The organism is Kitasatospora sp. NPDC048662, from assembly GCF_055587065.1.
In genome coordinates this window covers 557,996-573,734 of the sequence record NZ_JBVJHA010000002.1, presented here as the reverse complement: position 1 = coordinate 573,734, position 15,739 = coordinate 557,996, and the positions used below count along the sequence as shown (strand labels likewise).

Annotated in this window: 13 protein-coding genes; 9 read left to right on the top strand and 4 right to left on the bottom strand. The window is 71.3% G+C overall.

Annotated features, from left to right (window positions below; translation table 11 throughout):
• Nucleotides 1–229: 229 nt before the first annotated feature.
• Nucleotides 230–2,056: a phosphoenolpyruvate carboxykinase (GTP) gene (locus ACZ6R9_RS08510; protein ID WP_465537248.1), complete on the top strand. Its 1,827-nt coding sequence runs from the start codon at nt 230–232 to the stop codon at nt 2,054–2,056.
• A gap of 108 nt (nt 2,057–2,164) precedes the next feature.
• Here ACZ6R9_RS08510 and ACZ6R9_RS08505 read toward each other — a convergent pair whose 3' ends face one another.
• Complete coding sequence (locus ACZ6R9_RS08505) at nt 2,165–3,379, bottom strand: pyridoxal phosphate-dependent aminotransferase (RefSeq protein WP_380487690.1); 1,215 nt, start codon at nt 3,377–3,379, stop codon at nt 2,165–2,167.
• A 119-nt stretch (nt 3,380–3,498) separates the two neighbouring features.
• Between ACZ6R9_RS08505 and ACZ6R9_RS08500 the strand changes: the two genes are divergently transcribed.
• A complete protein-coding gene (locus tag ACZ6R9_RS08500) occupies nt 3,499–4,164 on the top strand; it encodes a prepilin peptidase (RefSeq protein WP_380487691.1) in 666 nt (221 codons plus the stop codon).
• A 90-nt stretch (nt 4,165–4,254) separates the two neighbouring features.
• Here ACZ6R9_RS08500 and ACZ6R9_RS08495 read toward each other — a convergent pair whose 3' ends face one another.
• Nucleotides 4,255–5,862, bottom strand: coding sequence for a chitinase (locus tag ACZ6R9_RS08495; protein WP_465537245.1), 1,608 nt, complete (start codon nt 5,860–5,862; stop codon nt 4,255–4,257).
• Between the two features lie 337 nt (nt 5,863–6,199).
• Between ACZ6R9_RS08495 and ACZ6R9_RS08490 the strand changes: the two genes are divergently transcribed.
• The 4 genes from ACZ6R9_RS08490 (at nt 6,200) to ACZ6R9_RS08475 (ending at nt 11,454) form a co-directional block, all read left to right on the top strand.
• The gene (locus ACZ6R9_RS08490) at nt 6,200–6,994 is read left to right on the top strand and encodes an isoprenyl transferase (protein WP_380487695.1); all 795 of its coding nucleotides are present in this window, start codon (nt 6,200–6,202) and stop codon (nt 6,992–6,994) included.
• 212 nt (nt 6,995–7,206) lie between these two features.
• Entirely contained in the window at nt 7,207–8,538 is a 1,332-nt protein-coding gene (locus tag ACZ6R9_RS08485; protein WP_380487697.1) for a PhoH family protein, read from the top strand.
• Between the two features lie 405 nt (nt 8,539–8,943).
• Entirely contained in the window at nt 8,944–9,618 is a 675-nt protein-coding gene (locus tag ACZ6R9_RS08480; protein WP_380487699.1) for an aggregation-promoting factor C-terminal-like domain-containing protein, read from the top strand.
• A 408-nt stretch (nt 9,619–10,026) separates the two neighbouring features.
• Entirely contained in the window at nt 10,027–11,454 is a 1,428-nt protein-coding gene (locus ACZ6R9_RS08475; RefSeq protein ID WP_380487701.1) for an AI-2E family transporter, read from the top strand.
• 75 nt (nt 11,455–11,529) lie between these two features.
• Here ACZ6R9_RS08475 and ACZ6R9_RS08470 read toward each other — a convergent pair whose 3' ends face one another.
• Nucleotides 11,530–12,060 (bottom strand): alkyl hydroperoxide reductase, encoded by a 531-nt coding sequence (locus tag ACZ6R9_RS08470; RefSeq protein WP_465537242.1) that lies wholly within the window; start codon nt 12,058–12,060, stop codon nt 11,530–11,532.
• A gap of 4 nt (nt 12,061–12,064) precedes the next feature.
• Nucleotides 12,065–12,616, bottom strand: coding sequence for a peroxiredoxin (locus ACZ6R9_RS08465; protein ID WP_380487704.1), 552 nt, complete (start codon nt 12,614–12,616; stop codon nt 12,065–12,067).
• Between the two features lie 167 nt (nt 12,617–12,783).
• On the opposite strand from ACZ6R9_RS08465, the gene ACZ6R9_RS08460 reads away from it, so the two are divergent.
• From ACZ6R9_RS08460 to ACZ6R9_RS08450, 3 genes are all read left to right on the top strand, one after another.
• On the top strand, nt 12,784–13,725 hold the full coding sequence (locus ACZ6R9_RS08460) for a LysR substrate-binding domain-containing protein (protein WP_465537239.1): 942 nt from the start codon (nt 12,784–12,786) through the stop codon (nt 13,723–13,725).
• 85 nt (nt 13,726–13,810) lie between these two features.
• Complete coding sequence (locus ACZ6R9_RS08455; protein ID WP_465537237.1) at nt 13,811–14,734, top strand: AAA family ATPase; 924 nt, start codon at nt 13,811–13,813, stop codon at nt 14,732–14,734.
• Complete coding sequence (locus ACZ6R9_RS08450) at nt 14,731–15,456, top strand: HNH endonuclease (protein ID WP_465537235.1); 726 nt, start codon at nt 14,731–14,733, stop codon at nt 15,454–15,456. Before ACZ6R9_RS08455 ends, ACZ6R9_RS08450 begins: the two co-directional genes overlap by 4 nt.
• Nucleotides 15,457–15,739 lie beyond the last annotated feature (283 nt).

Genomic DNA, 15,739 nt, shown 5'->3' with positions numbered 1-15,739 from the left:
TGGCGATCCTCACTTTTAGACGTTCTGGAGTGTTCGGAGGGTGTCATCAAGGGTCGAACGGGCCCCTCGGAGGGCGATCCGGAGCCGCCGATTCAGACATTACGTAGTAAAGATCTCGTCAATGACGCCATTTCGACAAAGGAGGGGCGGGTCGGCGGGTCTACCGTGTAAGGACCCTCAACCCCCGCGACGCCGTCTCCTGGCCGAGATGGTGTGAAACGGAGCGATCGTGTCGCCTCAGATCTCTGCGCTCACCGAGTCCGCGCCCACCCGCCACCAGCGCCTGGTGGCATGGGTCAACGAGATTGCCGAGCTCACCCAGCCCGACCGCGTGGTGTGGTGCGACGGCTCCGAGGAGGAGTACCACCGCCTCGCCGAGCAGCTCGTCGCCCAGGGCACCTTCACCAAGCTCGACGAGACCAAGCGCCCCAACTCCTACTACGCGGCCTCCGACCCGTCCGACGTCGCCCGCGTCGAGGACCGCACCTTCATCTGCTCGGAGAAGGAAGAGGACGCCGGCCCGACCAACCACTGGAAGGCCCCCGCCGAGATGCGGGAGGTCTTCTCGGGTGAGAACGGCCTGTTCCGCGGCGCGATGAAGGGCCGCACCATGTACGTGGTGCCGTTCTCCATGGGCCCCGTCGGCTCCCCGCTGGCCGCGTACGGCGTCGAGATCACCGACTCCGCCTACGTCGCCGTCTCGATGCGCGTGATGACCCGGATGGGCCAGGCCGTGCTCGACCAGCTCGGCGAGGACGGCGAGTTCGTCAAGGCCGTGCACACCGTCGGCGCCCCGCTCGCCGAGGGCGAGGCGGACGTCGCCTGGCCGTGCAACACCACCAAGTACATCTCGCACTTCCCGGAGACCAAGGAGATCTGGTCCTTCGGCTCCGGCTACGGCGGCAACGCCCTGCTCGGCAAGAAGTGCTACGCGCTGCGCATCGCCTCCACCATGGCCCGCGACGAGGGCTGGCTGGCCGAGCACATGCTCGTCCTCAAGCTCACCCCGCCGTCCGGCGAGGCGAAGTACGTCACCGCCGCGTTCCCGTCCGCCTGCGGCAAGACCAACCTCGCCATGCTCCAGCCCACCATCCCGGGCTGGAAGGTCGAGACCATCGGCGACGACATCGCCTGGATGCGCTTCGGCGCCGACGGCCGGCTCTACGCCATCAACCCCGAGGCCGGCTTCTTCGGCGTCGCCCCCGGCACCGGCGAGGACACCAACGCCAACGCCATCAAGACCCTCTGGGGCAACACCGTCTTCACCAACGTCGCCCTCACCGACGACGGCGACGTGTGGTGGGAGGGCCTCACCAAGGACGCCCCCGCCCACCTCACCGACTGGCGCGGCAACGACTGGACCCCCGAGTCCGAGACCCCCGCCGCCCACCCGAACTCCCGGTTCGCCGTCCCCGCCGCGCAGTGCCCGACCATCGCCCCCGAGTGGGAGGACCCGGCCGGCGTCCCGATCTCGGCGATCCTGTTCGGCGGCCGCCGCGCCACCGCCGTCCCGCTGGTCACCGAGTCCTTCGACTGGCAGCACGGCGTCTTCCTCGGCGCCAACATCGCCTCCGAGAAGACGGCCGCCGCCGAGGGCACCGTCGGCGAGCTGCGCCGCGACCCGTTCGCGATGCTGCCGTTCTGCGGCTACAACATGGGCGACTACTTCGCGCACTGGCTGAAGGTCGGCGCCGAGGCCGACGCCACCAAGCTGCCGAAGATCTACTACGTCAACTGGTTCCGCAAGAACGCCGAAGGCAAGTTCGTGTGGCCCGGCTACGGCGAGAACAGCCGCGTCCTGAAGTGGATCGTCGAGCGCCTCGAAGGCACCGCGGAGGGCGTCGAGACCCCGATCGGCGTGCTGCCGACGGTCGAGAGCTTCGACCTCGACGGGCTGGAGATCCCGGCCGCCGACCAGGAGCTGCTGTTCTCGGTCGACAACGAGATCTGGAAGCAGGAGGCCGCGCTGGTCCCGGCCCACCTGGAGATGTTCGGCGAGCACACGCCGAAGGCGCTGTGGGACGAGTACCAGGCCCTGGTCAAGCGTCTCGGCTGACAGTCGCATCGACAAGGTCCGTCCGGGGAGCGCGTTCTCTCCTCGGGCGGACCTTGCCGTCTGTGCCTTCCGCTTCGCGCGGTTCCCCGCGCCCCTGGCGGGGCGCTCTCAGGGCTGCACGTAGCCGGACAGAAAGTCGCCGATGCGGGTGACCGCGTCCGTGATGTCCGCCGGATGGGGGAGGGTGACCAGGCGGAAGTGGTCGGGGTCGGGCCAGTTGAAGCCGGTGCCCTGGACGATCAGGATCCGCTCGGCGCGCAGCAGGTCGAGGACCATCTGCGCGTCGTCCTTGATCTTGTACACCTGCGGGTCGAGCCGCGGGAACGCGTACAGCGCGCCCTTCGGCTTCACGCAGGAGACGCCGGGGATCTCGTTGAGCAGCCGGTACGCCGCGTCGCGCGAGGCGAGCAGCCGGCCGCCGGGCAGGATCAGCTCGCGGATGGACTGGCGTCCGCCGAGGGCCGCGGCGACGGCGTGCTGGGCGGGCATGTTGGCGCACAGGCGCATCGAGGCGAGCACGTTGAGGCCCTCGATGTAGGAACGGGCGCGCTGCCGGTCGCCGGAGAGCACCATCCAGCCGCTGCGGAAGCCGGCCACCCGGTAGGACTTGGACATGCCGTTGAAGGTGACGCAGAACAGGTCCGGGGCGAGGGTGGCGAGCGGGACGTGCTCCACGCCGTCGTAGAGGATCTTGTCGTAGATCTCGTCCGCGTACACCACCAGCCGGTGCTGCCGGGCGAGTTCGACGATCCCTTCCAGCAGCTCGCGCGGGTAGACCGCGCCGGTGGGGTTGTTGGGGTTGATCACGACGATCGCCCGGGTGCGGTCGGTGATCTTCGCGGCGATGTCGGCCAGGTCGGGGTACCACTCGGCCTGTTCGTCGCACCGGTAGTGGACGGCGGTGCCGCCGGCCAGCGAGACCGAGGCCGTCCACAGCGGGTAGTCGGGGGCGGGGACGAGAACCTCGTCGCCGTCGTCGAGCAGGGCGGTCATGGCGAGCTGGATCAGCTCGGAGACGCCGTTGCCCAGGTAGACGTCCTCGACGGACAGGCCGTGCAGGCCGCGGTCCTCGTAGTGCATGACCACGGCGCGGCGGGCCGACAGCAGGCCCTTGGAGTCGCCGTAGCCGTGCGCGGAGGACAGGTTGCGGAGGATGTCCTGGAGGATCTCGGGCGGGGCTTCGAAGCCGAACGCGGCCGGGTTGCCGGTGTTGAGCTTGAGGATGCGGTGGCCCTGCTCCTCCAGCCGCATCGCCTCGTCGAGCACCGGGCCGCGAATGTCGTAGCAGACATTGGCGAGTTTGCTGGACTGGATGACCTGCATGCCCGCTTACTTTACGGGCGCGCCGGGCCCATCCCCGCGTGGTGTTCGCCACCTGGACACGGACGGGCGAACGGTGGTGCGGCGGTAGGGTCACGGCGGGCCGTCAGGGGAGGCGTCGGATGCTGACAGCGCTGGGAGCGGTGCTGGGTCTGCTGGTGGGGGTGCCGCTGCGGTCGGCGGTGGTGCGGTACGCGGTGCCGGGCGGCGAGCCGTGGCGGGCCTGCGCGGTGACGCCGCTGGGCCGTTGCGTGCGCTGCGGCGAGCGGGCCGGACCGCCGCCGCTGGCCGTGGAGTTGACGGCCGGGGCGGTCGGCGCCGCGCTGGCCGCGTACCTGCCGGGACGGTGGCTGCCGCTGCTGGTGTGGGTGGCGCTGTTCGGTGTGGCGCTGGGGTTCGTGGACGCCGCGGTGAAGCGCCTGCCGGACGCCCTGACCCTGCCGCTGCTGGCGGGCACGGCCCTGCTGGTCCCGCTCGCCGACCACCGCCCGCAGGTGTGGCTGCGCTGCGCGCTCGCGGCGGGCGCCCTCGGGGGCCTGTTCCTGCTGCTGGCGCTGTTCGCGCCGATGGGCCTGGGCGACGTCAAACTCGCGCCCTCGCTCGGCGCGGTGCTCGGACTGGCCGGCTGGCGGGCGTTCTACGCCGGTCTCCTTTACATGTGGGTGATCGCCGCGCTGTGGGCGGTCGCCCTGCTGGTGCTGCGCCGGGCCGGCCGCCGCACCGAACTGGCCTTCGGCCCGGCGATGCTGCTGGGCACCCTGGTGGCCGTGGTGGTCACCACCCGCTGACGTGGGCGGGGCCCGTCGTACCCCCAGTGGTACGACGGGCCCCGGGTGTGCACCTGCCCCACCCTCAAGGAGCGGTGCACCGGCGGAGAGTCACGGCATGCTGCGGACGAAGGCGCCGACGTTGGTGGAGAAGTCGTTGCCGTTGTTGGCGTCCCAGTTGGTGGACCAGGTCATCGCACCGCGAATGGTCGGCCACTTGGCCGGCGGGACGAAGCTGCCGCAGTGGTTGCCGGTGGCCAGGCAGTCCAGCGCGTTGTTGACCACGGTGGAGTTGACGTAGCCGCCGCCCGCCGCCCTGCTGGAGGCCGGGACGCCGATGCCGACCTGGTCGGGCCGCAGACCGCCCTGGATGTGGGTGCAGACCTGCGCGGTGATGAAGTCGACGGTGCCCTGGGTGTAGACCTTGCCGTCGCAGCCGTTCATGCCACCGGAGTTGTAGAACTGGGTGTTGACGACGGTCAGGATGTCCTTGGTGGCCAGCGCCAGCTGGAAGTACGCACCGGCGGTGGAGTACATCCCGATGGTCTCGGGGGCCATGGTCAGCACGAAGCCGGAGCCGACCCTGGCCTGCAGGGTGTGCAGCGCCTGCGCCAGGTAGGTGGCGTTGACGCCGTTCTCCAGATCGACGTCGATGCCGTCGAAGCCGTACTGCTGGATCAGCTGGTGGGCCGAGTCGGAGAACGCGGTCGCGGCGGCCGAACTGCCCACCGAGATCGCGCCGTTCTGGCCGCCGATGGAGAGCACGACCTTCTTGCCGGCCGCGTGCTTGGCGGCGATGTCGGCCTTGAAGTCGGCGTCGGTGTAGCCGCCGAGCTTGGTGGCCAGCGCCGGGTCCAGGGTGAAGGAGATCGCGCCCTGGGTGGTGGTCGCGTCGGCGAAGGAGACCGCGATGATGTCGTACGCGGACTGCACGTTACGCAGCTTCTGCACGGTCGAGCCGTTGTCGAAGTTCTGCCAGTAGCCGGTCAGCAGGTGCTTGGGCAGGCCGGTGTTCGGCGGCGGGGTGGTCGCCGAGCCGGACGGGCCGGGCGAGCTGGACGCCGACGGCGAGGCGCTCCGCGAGGGCGAGGCCGAGGCCGAGGGCGAGGCGCTCTGCGAGGCGGAGGCGGAGGCGGAGGTGGACGGCTTCGGGGAGGCCGAGCTGGCGGACGGCGACGGGGAGGCGGTGCCGCCCGGGCCGATCAGCTGGATGTCGTCCGCGTAGTAGGTGGGCTGGCCGTACCAGCCGTGGATGTACAGCGTGACGCTGGTGGTGTTGGCGCCGGTGGTGAAGCCGGTGTTCAGCTGGTTCCAGCTGCTCTGCGCCGACCAGGTGGACGGGTCGGTGCCGCCGGTGCCGCGGGCGCCCAGGTAGACGTACGAGCCCTGGACCCAAGCGTTCAGCGAGTAGGCGGTGTTGGGGAGCACCGAGACGGTCTGGGTGCACTCCGCGGTGTCGCCGGCGCCCGGGGTGGCGGCCAGCGCGCCCGTGCCGGAGTGGACCGGGGTGGAGACCGCGGTGGCGTTGCCGGTGCAGGTCCAGCCGGACAGGCCGGAGTCGAAGCCGCCGTTGGTCACCAGGTTGCCGACCGCGGCGTTCGCGCCGCCGGCCGACAGGGCCAGGCCGGTGCCGGCCAGGGCCAGCGCGGTCGCGGTGGCCAGCACCGCCGGGAAGGTGTTGCGGCGCCGGTGGGACGGCTGCTGCAGGGTACGGGCCATGACAGGCTCCAGTGCAGGAGAGGGGGGTGGGGGAGTGGGGGGAGAGCAGACGTGGCGGGGGAAGGGAGAGCCGCCGCGGTGGGGGGCGCGGCGGCTCCGCTGTGGGGGTGGGTCCGCTGTGGTGCTGACCACACGCTGGACTAGACCAATGGCAAGCGTCAAGACCCGGAATCCGGTTTAGGGACCGTTTAAGGATTCGGAGACCGTTCCGTATCCGGCCCCGGACGCGCACTGTGACAAGACCGGTACCTGCGGTTTTACGTCCGTAATGCCTGGCGGAGTAGGCTGCCGCAGGGATTTCGCACCCGGAGCAATCAGCACGGAGGGGCCGTTCACGATGGGTCTGCGCGATGTGGTCGAGCGCACGCCGGGGCTGCGTACCCTGCTGGACCGGGCCTACCGGCTGTACGGCCGCCGGGTCGAGGTGCACCTGGCCAACACCCCGCACCACATCGGCGTGATCCTGGACGGCAACCGGCGCTGGGCCAAGGCCACCGGCGGCACCACCGCCTACGGCCACCAGCGCGGCGCCGACAAGATCAGCGAGTTCCTGGGCTGGTGCGAGGAGACCGACGTCCGGGTGGTCACCCTGTGGATGCTCTCCACCGACAACCTGGCCCGCCCCGCCGAGGAACTCGTCCCGCTGCTCGGCATCATCGAGGACGCCGTCCAGGGCCTGGTCGACGCCGGCCGCTGGAAGGTCCACCCGGTCGGCGCGCTCGACCTGCTGCCCGCCCCCACCGCCGAGGTGCTCAAGCGCGCCGAGCAGCAGACCGCGCACATCGACGGACTGACCGTCAACGTCGCCATCGGCTACGGCGGCCGGCAGGAAATCGCCGACGCCGTCCGCTCGCTGCTCCAGGAGCACGCCGGCCGCGGCACCTCGATCGAGGAACTGGCCGAAATCCTCGACGTCGAGCACATCGCCGAGCACCTCTACACCAAGGGCCAGCCCGACCCCGACCTGGTGATCCGCACCTCCGGCGAACAGCGGCTGTCCGGCTTCCTGCTCTGGCAGTCCGCGCACAGCGAGTTCTACTTCTGCGAGGCCTACTGGCCGGCCTTCCGCAAGGTCGACTTCCTGCGGGCGCTGCGCGACTACCAACTGCGCAACCGGCGGATGGGGCGCTGACGCCCGGCCAATTCGCCCGGGCGGCCGGTCGGTTCCTCATACCCGTGCTGCTCATGGGAAAACGTTCACCCGTTGTGATCCCGCCGTTCGTCCAGGCGCGAATGCGGGCCTCCTCGCCTGGGAAGACTCCCCTCAGACCGTCCCCCCGGCCAGCGGGGCCGCGGGGACCGGTGGGCCGCGGGTGACGTCGGGTCACCCGCTCTGGAGGGCTAGTGGTCAGTACCAAGAGCCGCCGGACACCAGACCGGCGCACGTACGTCCTCGACACCAGCGTGCTCCTGGCCGACCCTCTCGCCATGACGCGCTTCGAGGAGCACGAGGTGGTCCTCCCGGTGGTCGTGGTGACCGAGTTGGAGGCCAAGCGGCACCATCCGGAGCTCGGCTACTTCGCCCGCCAGGCGCTGCGCCTGCTGGACGACTACCGGATCCGCCACGGCCGGCTCGACGAGCCGATCCCGGTGGGCGAGTTGGGCGGCACCATCCGGGTCGAGCTGAACCACTCCGACCTGTCGATCCTGCCGGCCGGCTACCGGGCCGGCGGCGGCGAGGCGGACACCCGGATCCTGGCGGTCGCCCGCAACCTGCAGGCCGAGGGCTACGACGTCACCGTGGTCTCCAAGGACCTGCCGCTGCGGATCAAGGCGAGCTCGGTCGGGCTGCTGGCCGAGGAGTACCGGGCCGAGCTGGCGATCACCTCCGGCTGGACGGGCATGACCGAACTGCACGTCCCCGCCGACCAGGTGGACGAGTTGTTCGCCGGCCAGGAGCACGCCCTCTCCGTCGAGGGCGCCGAGCAACTCCCGGTCCACACCGGCCTGGTGCTGCACTCCGAGCGCGGCCGCGCGCTGGGCCGGGTGGCCCCCGACGGCCGGGTGCGGCTGGTCCGCGGCGACCGCGAGGCGTTCGGCCTGCGTGGCCGCAGCGCCGAGCAACGGATCGCCCTCGACCTGCTGCTCGACCCGGAGATCGGGATCATCTCGATGGGCGGCCGGGCCGGCACCGGCAAGTCCGCGCTCGCCCTGTGCGCCGGCCTGGAGGCCGTCCTGGAGCGCCGCCAGCACCGCAAGGTGATGGTGTTCCGCCCGCTGTACGCGGTCGGCGGCCAGGAACTCGGCTACCTGCCCGGCAGCGAGGCCGAGAAGATGGGCCCCTGGGCGCAGGCGGTGTTCGACACCCTCTCCGCCGTCACCACCCAGGACGTGATCGAAGAGGTCATCTCCCGCGGCATGTTGGAGGTGCTGCCGCTCACCCACATCCGCGGGCGCTCGCTGCACGACGCCTTCGTGATCGTGGACGAGGCGCAGTCCCTGGAGCGGAACGTGCTGCTCACGGTGCTCTCCCGGATCGGCCAGAACTCCCGCGTGGTGCTCACCCATGACGTCGCCCAGCGGGACAACCTGCGGGTCGGTCGGTACGACGGAGTGGTCGCGGTGGTGGAGAAGTTGAAGGGCCATCCGCTGTTCGCCCATGTCACGCTCACGCGTTCGGAGCGTTCGCCGATCGCCGCACTGGTGACCGAGATGCTGGAGGACATCCAGCCGTAGGCATAACCGGACACACCGGGGCAAAGGGGTCTGACGCTTACCGTCAGGCCCCTTCGCTGTCAGCCCTGTTGACGCCCCCTCGATCGTTCGTCCGCCAAACGCCCAGGTGGCGAAGTTTGTGAGATCCGCCACGGCACAGGGAATTGCGTAGACACCGTCGCGTGCGGCATGGTGAGGGTTCTGTCAGGCCCCGCGTACGGCCCTTCCTCGCCCGGCAACTCCGGTCGGCGGGCGGAAAACTGAACACCGTAAGGCCGTACGCCGCTCGATTCCACCGCCGCTCCGGGCTCGCCCGGGGGGACGGCCGAGCCAGCGCCTCCCGTGACCAGAGCTCGACGGAGGCCAGTGACCAGGGGCATGTTGCGCCCGGAGGTCACACGCCGGGCGACGCTGGAAGGAAACCATGTGACTCGGATCTCGGTCCGGGGAGTCGCTGTCGCCTCCGCCACCGCGGTGACCGCCGTCGGTGCTGTCGTAGGTGCGGCCTCTGGCAGTGAGGGCAAGACCGTCCAGACGGTCGACGTCGCGAGCGCCACCCTGCTCGCCGACGCGCCCACCGGTGCACAGGCCCAGAACGTCAGCGACGGCATCAGCCGCCAGGCCAACGCCCAGCAGGTCTCCGCCGACGCCGCCGCCAAGAAGGCCGCGGAAGAGGCCGCCCGGCAGAAGGCCGCCGCCGACGCCCAGGCGAAGGCCGACGCGGAGAAGGCTGCCAAGGCGGCCGAGGAGAAGCGGGCGAAGGAGGAGGCCAACCGCGCCTCCGCCCGCAGCGCACTCGCCACCGTCAGCCCCGGCTCGGTCCAGGACATGGCGCTGCAGATCGTCGGCGACGCCAACCAGTTCCAGTGCTTCAGCCAGATCGTCAAGCGCGAGAGCGGCTGGGACTACACCGCCACCAACGCCTCCTCCGGTGCCTACGGCCTGGTCCAGGCGCTGCCGGGCTCCAAGATGGCCTCGGCCGGCGCGGACTGGCGCACCAACCCCGCCACCCAGATCAAGTGGGGCCTCAACTACATGAACAGCCGCTACGGCAGCCCCTGTGGCGCCTGGTCGTTCTGGCAGTCGCACCACTGGTACTAGGCCGACAGCCCGGTACCGGCTCGAAGTCGTACCGAAGGGCCCCGTTTCTCGCACGGCCGAGAACGGGGCCCTTCGTGCTGCCGCGAGACAGCGGCCTCTGGCGGGCCGTGCCGCCCGGGCGGCGCTGACCAGTGCGCTGCGGGCGGCGACGGCTCGGTGCGGACGCGGGGGAGCGGAGCGGGTCCTGGTTCCACCACTCCCGACCGGTCCGCCGACAGAAGGTCCGTTGAGGCCCCTTCCCACCTTCGGACGGACGAAACGGGCAGATTGGTGATGATTTGCCCGGAACCTCCTGGAACCGGTCGTGTTACCCCCGAGACCCGGGGCCCCGCCGACCGGTAGCGTTTCTCGCCGACGGCCGCGCGACCCGCGGCCGCGCAGCAGACGAACGCGGGGGAGACCGGGGCAGTGACGGAAGAGACGAACGGCGGCCGCTGGCGCGGCGTCGCCAAAATAGGGGCACTGGCGGCCGGCCTGTTCGCGGCCGCCGAACGCCGCCGCCGTGCGGCCATCACCGCCGAGGCGCAGGCCCTCGCCACCGAGCAGGCCGTCGAACTCGCCGCCGAGCGGGCCGCCCGCCGCACCGTCGAGCAGAGCGCCCGCCAACTCGCCGAGCACGACGCCGCATCGGCCGACAGCCGGGCCCTTGCCGTCGCATCCCCGGAACCGGCGGCCGACCCGACCGTCCCCGCCCCGCGCAGCGCCGAACACCAGGTCGGCGCACCCCCGCTCGGCCGGCCCGCCACCCCGGCGGACGCGGTGCCGTGGACGCTGCGGGTCGCCGCCGAGTCCACCTGGCGGCTGCTGCTGATCGGCGTCGCCCTCTACGTGGTCTTCCGGGTCATCGACACGCTGCGGCTGGTCGCCTTCTCTGCCCTTGCCGCGGTGCTGATCGCCGCGCTGCTGGAGCCCACCGTCTCCTGGCTGCGCCGGCACGGCGTCCCGCGCTCGGTGGCCGCGGCCGGTACCTTCCTGTCCGGTCTGGCGGGCATCGGCCTGGTCGGCTGGTTCGTGTTCTGGCAGGTGTCCACCAACCTCGACCGGGTCACCGTCAAGGCGCAGGACGGTGTCCGGCAGCTGCGGGACTGGCTGCTCAACGGCCCGTTCCACCTGACCCAGGACCAGCTGGACAACTTCACCAACCAGATCACCACGTCCATCGGCAAGAACTCCGACCAGCTGACCTCGGCCGGCTTCACCGGCGTCAGCATCGCCGTCGAACTGCTCACCGGCATCGCGCTGGCCGCCTTCACCGTCTTCTTCCTGCTCTACGACGGCGCCCGGATCTGGACCTGGACCCTGCGCGGCCTGCCCCGGCACTCCCGCTACGCGATGGCCGGCGCCGGGCCCAAGGCCTGGGCCACGCTGACCGCGTACGTCCGCGGCACCGTCACCGTCGCCTTCATCGACGCGCTGTGCATCGGCATCGGGCTCCAACTGCTCGGGGTGCCGATGGCGATGCCGCTCGCGGTGATCATCTTCCTGGGCGCGTTCGTGCCGCTGGTCGGCGCGCTGGTCACCGGCACCATCGCGGTGCTGATCGCGCTGGTCACCGTCGGACCGTTCAAGGCGCTGATGGCGCTGGTCGTGCTGGTCGCCGTCCAGCAGCTGGAGGGCCACATCCTGCAGCCGCTGATCCTCGGCCGGGCCGTGCGGGTCCACCCGCTGGCCGTGGTGCTCGGCGTCGCCGCGGGTTCCATCGTCGGCGGCATCGCCGGTGCGATCGTGGCGGTTCCGCTGATCGCGGTGACCAACACCGTCACCGGGCACCTGCGGCAGCGCAACGCGGCCGGGCAGGAGGTCTTCCAGGCGATAGCGGCGGCCCGCAAGCAGTAGCGGGCATGCGGAAAGGTCCGCCCGGGGAGGGGATTTCCTCCGCGGACGGACCTTTCCGTTGCTCGTTGCGCGTTGTTACGCCAGCTGCGCTTCGGCGTCCAGCACCGAGGCGACGGCCTGGACGGTGGCGGCGACCTTCACGGAGGCCTGGATGACCTCGCGCTCGACGCCGGCCTTGCGCAGCACGCCCTCGTGCGAGTCGAGGCACTGGCCGCAGCCGTTGATCGCGGAGACCGCGAAGCACCACAGCTCGAAGTCGACCTTGTCGACGCCGGGGTTGCCGATGATGTTCATCCGCAGACCGGCCCGCATCGTCCCGTACTCCTTGTCGGAGAGCAGGTGCAGCGTCCGGTAGTAGACGTTGTTCATCGCCATGATCGCGGCGGCACCCTTGGCGGCCTGGTAGGCCTCGGGCGACAGGTGCGACTTGGCCTCCGGCTCCAGCTCGCGCAGCACGGCCGGCGAACCGGTCGCCATCGCGCAGGCCAGCACGGTGCCCCAGAGCTGCTGCACCGGCAGGTCCGAGTTGCCGATGACCGAACCCAGGTTGAGCTTCAGATCCTTGGCGTAGTCCGGCAGGGCTGCCTTGAGTTCGTCGAGAGCCATCGGGTCAGCCGGCCAGCAGGGCCTGGGCGTCGAGGGTGTCCTCGCCCTTGTTCCAGTTGCACGGGCACAGCTCGTCGGTCTGCAGGGCGTCCAGCACCCGCAGGACCTCCTTGGGGTTACGGCCGACGGAGCCGGCGGTCACCATGACGAACTGGATCTCGTTGTTCGGGTCCACGATGAACACCGCGCGCTGGGCGGTGCCGTCCGCACCCTCGACGCCGCAGGCGCGCATCAGGTCGTGCTTGACGTCGGCCAGCATCGGGAAGGGCAGGTCGCGCAGGTCCTTGTGGTCCTTGCGCCAGGCGTGGTGGACGTACTCCGAGTCACCGGACACGCCGAGGACCTGGGCGTCACGGTCGGCGAACTCCTCGTTCAGCTTGCCGAACGCGGCGATCTCGGTCGGGCAGACGAAGGTGAAGTCCATCGGCCAGAAGAACACGACCTTCCACTTGCCCTCGTAGGACTTGTGGTTGATCTCGGCGAAGGCGTTCGCGGCGTCGAGGTCCACGCAGGCGTTGAGTTCGAACTCGGGGAACTTGTCACCGATCGTCAGCACGTCGCTTCTCCAGGGGTTGAGATGAGGGTTGTCCGAATTGCGGACTTGTCCAGCGTCGCACAAGGGCTACTGATCAGTGAAATCGGATCTGCTGCTTTGCCTGATAGGCAATTCCGATCAGTGAGGCACACTGGTGGCAGCATCGGACCCACGCAGGAAGCGCAGTCGTGAAGCACCCTACGCAACGCACCCCCACCATCTCCCAGCTGCGGGCCTTCGCCGCCGTCGCCGAACACCTGCACTTCCGGGAGGCCGCCGCCGCGATCGGCACCAGCCAGCCCGCACTGTCCGGCGCCGTCGCCGCACTGGAGGAGACCCTCGGCGCACAACTGGTCGAACGCACCACCCGGCGCGTCATGATCACCCCGCTCGGGGAACGGGTCGCCGTCCACGCCCGGCAGGTGCTGTCCGCGTTGCACGCCCTCACCGAGGAGGTCGAGGCCGCCCGCCGGCCGTTCACCGGGCCGCTGCACCTCGGTGTGATCCCCACCGTCGCGCCCTACCTGCTGCCGACCGTGCTGCGACTCGTCCGCGACGCCTACCCCGACCTCGAACTGCACGTCCACGAGGAACGCACCCCCTCCCTGCTGGACGGCCTCGCCGCCGGACGCCTCGACCTCCTGCTGCTCGCCCTGCCCGCCGGCGGGAGCGCACCGGTGGCCGAAATCCCGCTGTTCGACGAGGACTTCGTGCTGATCGTGCCGCCCGAACACGAACTCGCCGGGCAGCGCGACATCCCGCGCGACGTGCTGCTCGACCTCGATGTGCTGCTGCTCGAGGAAGGCCACTGCCTGCGCGACCAGGCCCTCGACATCTGCCGCGAGGTCGGCGCGGACGTGTCCGGCGGGAGCACCCGCGCCGCCGGACTCTCCACCCTCGTCCAGCTGGTGGCCGGCGGCCTCGGCGTCACCCTGCTCCCCGCCACCGCACTCGATGTCGAGACCGGCCGCACCGACCGCCTCGCCAGCGTCCGCTTCGCCTCCCCCACCCCCGGCCGCCGCATCGGCCTCGCCCACCGCCCCGGCTCCGCCCGCACCGCCGAGTACGACCGCTTCGCCGCTGCCCTCCGCGACGCCCTCCGGGACCTGCCGGTGCGCATCGCGCCCTGACGGGGCCCCTGGGCGGGCCGGTGCATGGGCAACCACCAGCCGTGGGCATAACCGAGGTGGTGGGAACGAGGCAGGGGGTGGCCGGGTGTACGTGTCACGGATCAGGATTTCCGGCGTGAAGTGCTTCGACGGGGCGCGCGAGGTGGATCTGACGCTCCCCCCGGGGCCGGGATGGAACGTCGTGGCGGGCCCGAACGGGAGCGGGAAGAGCACCCTGCTGAGGGCTGTCGCGATGGCGCTCGGGGCGCTGCCCGGCGGCCCGGTGGCGCTGTGGGGCGACGGCTGGGTGGAGGCCGAACCCGCGCCCCGCTGGCGGGTCGGTGAGCGGCAGGGCCCGCCGCAGGCACGCTTCGTGGAGCAGACCGAGAGCCGCGCCACCCCGCTGGACGCCGAACTGGTGGCCGAGGTGCTGCCCCCGGGCTGGCGGGTCAGCGACCCGGAGCGGCAGTACGTGGCGCACGGCGCGCTGGAGCTGCCGCTGGACGAACTCGGCGACGGCGTCGCGGCGTTGGCCCGCCTGGCCGGCCTCCTCGCGCACACCCCGCACCCCGGCCCGGTGCTGATCGACGACGTGGACCGCCACCTGCACCCGGTGTGGCAGCAACGGATCGGCACCTGGCTGACCGAGCACTTCCCACGCACCCAGTTCCTGGTCGCCACCCACAGCCCGTACGTCTGCCAGGCCGCCGACCCGGGCGCGCTGATCCGCCTGCCCGGCCCCGGCGAGCAGTTCGCGCCGCACCGGCTGGACGAGGACCTGCGCCAGCGGGTGCTGTACGGCAGCGGCGAGGACACCGTCCTGTCGGAGCTGTTCGGACTGCCCAGCGCCTACTCGCCGGCCGCCGAGGCCGAACGCCGACTGCTGGTACGGCTGGAACGCAAGATGTACGCGGGCCGGGCCACCGACGCGGAACTCGCCGAATACCGGGAACTCGGGGCGAAGCTGAACAGCTCGCTGACCGCCCGGGTCGACGAGGTCACCGCGCGGCTGCTCGGCCGGGGCCAGTGATCCCGCTCCAGCGGCCCGCCCTGCAACCGCGGCTGGCCGCCGACCTCGACCGGGCCACCGCCGGGATCCGGGCAGCGGGTCCCAGCACCGCGTCCGGCCGTGCGGCGTGGCGCAAAGCCGTCCGCCCCAAGGCCCAACTACGGCTGATGCTGCGGCAGATGGCACCCGGACTGGAACGCTGCATGTACTGCGGGGACAACCTGGGCACCGACATCGACCACTTCGAGCCGATCGCCCAGGCACCACTGCGCACCTTCGACTGGCAGAACCACCTGCTGGCGTGCGCGCACTGCAACAGCAACCGCAAACGCGACCGCTTCCCGCGCGACCCGGGCACCGGCGAGGCCCTGCTGGTCGACCCGTGCTGCGAGGACCCGGCCGACCACCTGCGGCTCTACCTGGACTCCGGCGCCTACGACCCGCTGACCGTCCGCGGCGAGGCCACCATCGAGGTGTTCGGCCTCAACGAGCGGCCCGAACTGGTGCGCGGCCGACGGCTGATGTTCGCCGTGGTCAAGGCGCTGCTGCTGACCTGGCGGGCCGCCGACCAGGCCGCGGCCGAGGAGTACGTGGCGGCGCTGCGCGAGATCCACCACGCCGACGTGCTGCGCACCGTCCTCGGCCTGCGCCGCAGCCGCCCGCTGGCACTCGCCGTGCTCGGCCCCGACGTCCTCGCCGCCCTCGACCAACTGGCCGCCACCGACCCGAGGTTCGCCGCCTGACGGCCGGTCGGGGATGCGTTGCGTGCCTCGGCCGGTCTGCTGCTGCGGGCGGGCTCTCGCCGCCCGGTGGCCGGTTCGGGACGGTGACCGGCGCGCCGGTTGCGTTCGCCCGGGGGTGGTGCCCGGTGTCTTCGACCGGCCCGCCGCCACCGGCCGGGCTCTCACCGTCCGGCGGCCGCTCGGGGCAGCGCTGCCCGCCTCGGCCGGTCTGCTGCCGCAGGCGGGCTCTCGCCGCCCGGCGGCCGGTTCGGGACGGTGACCGGCGCGTCGGCGCGTTCGCCCG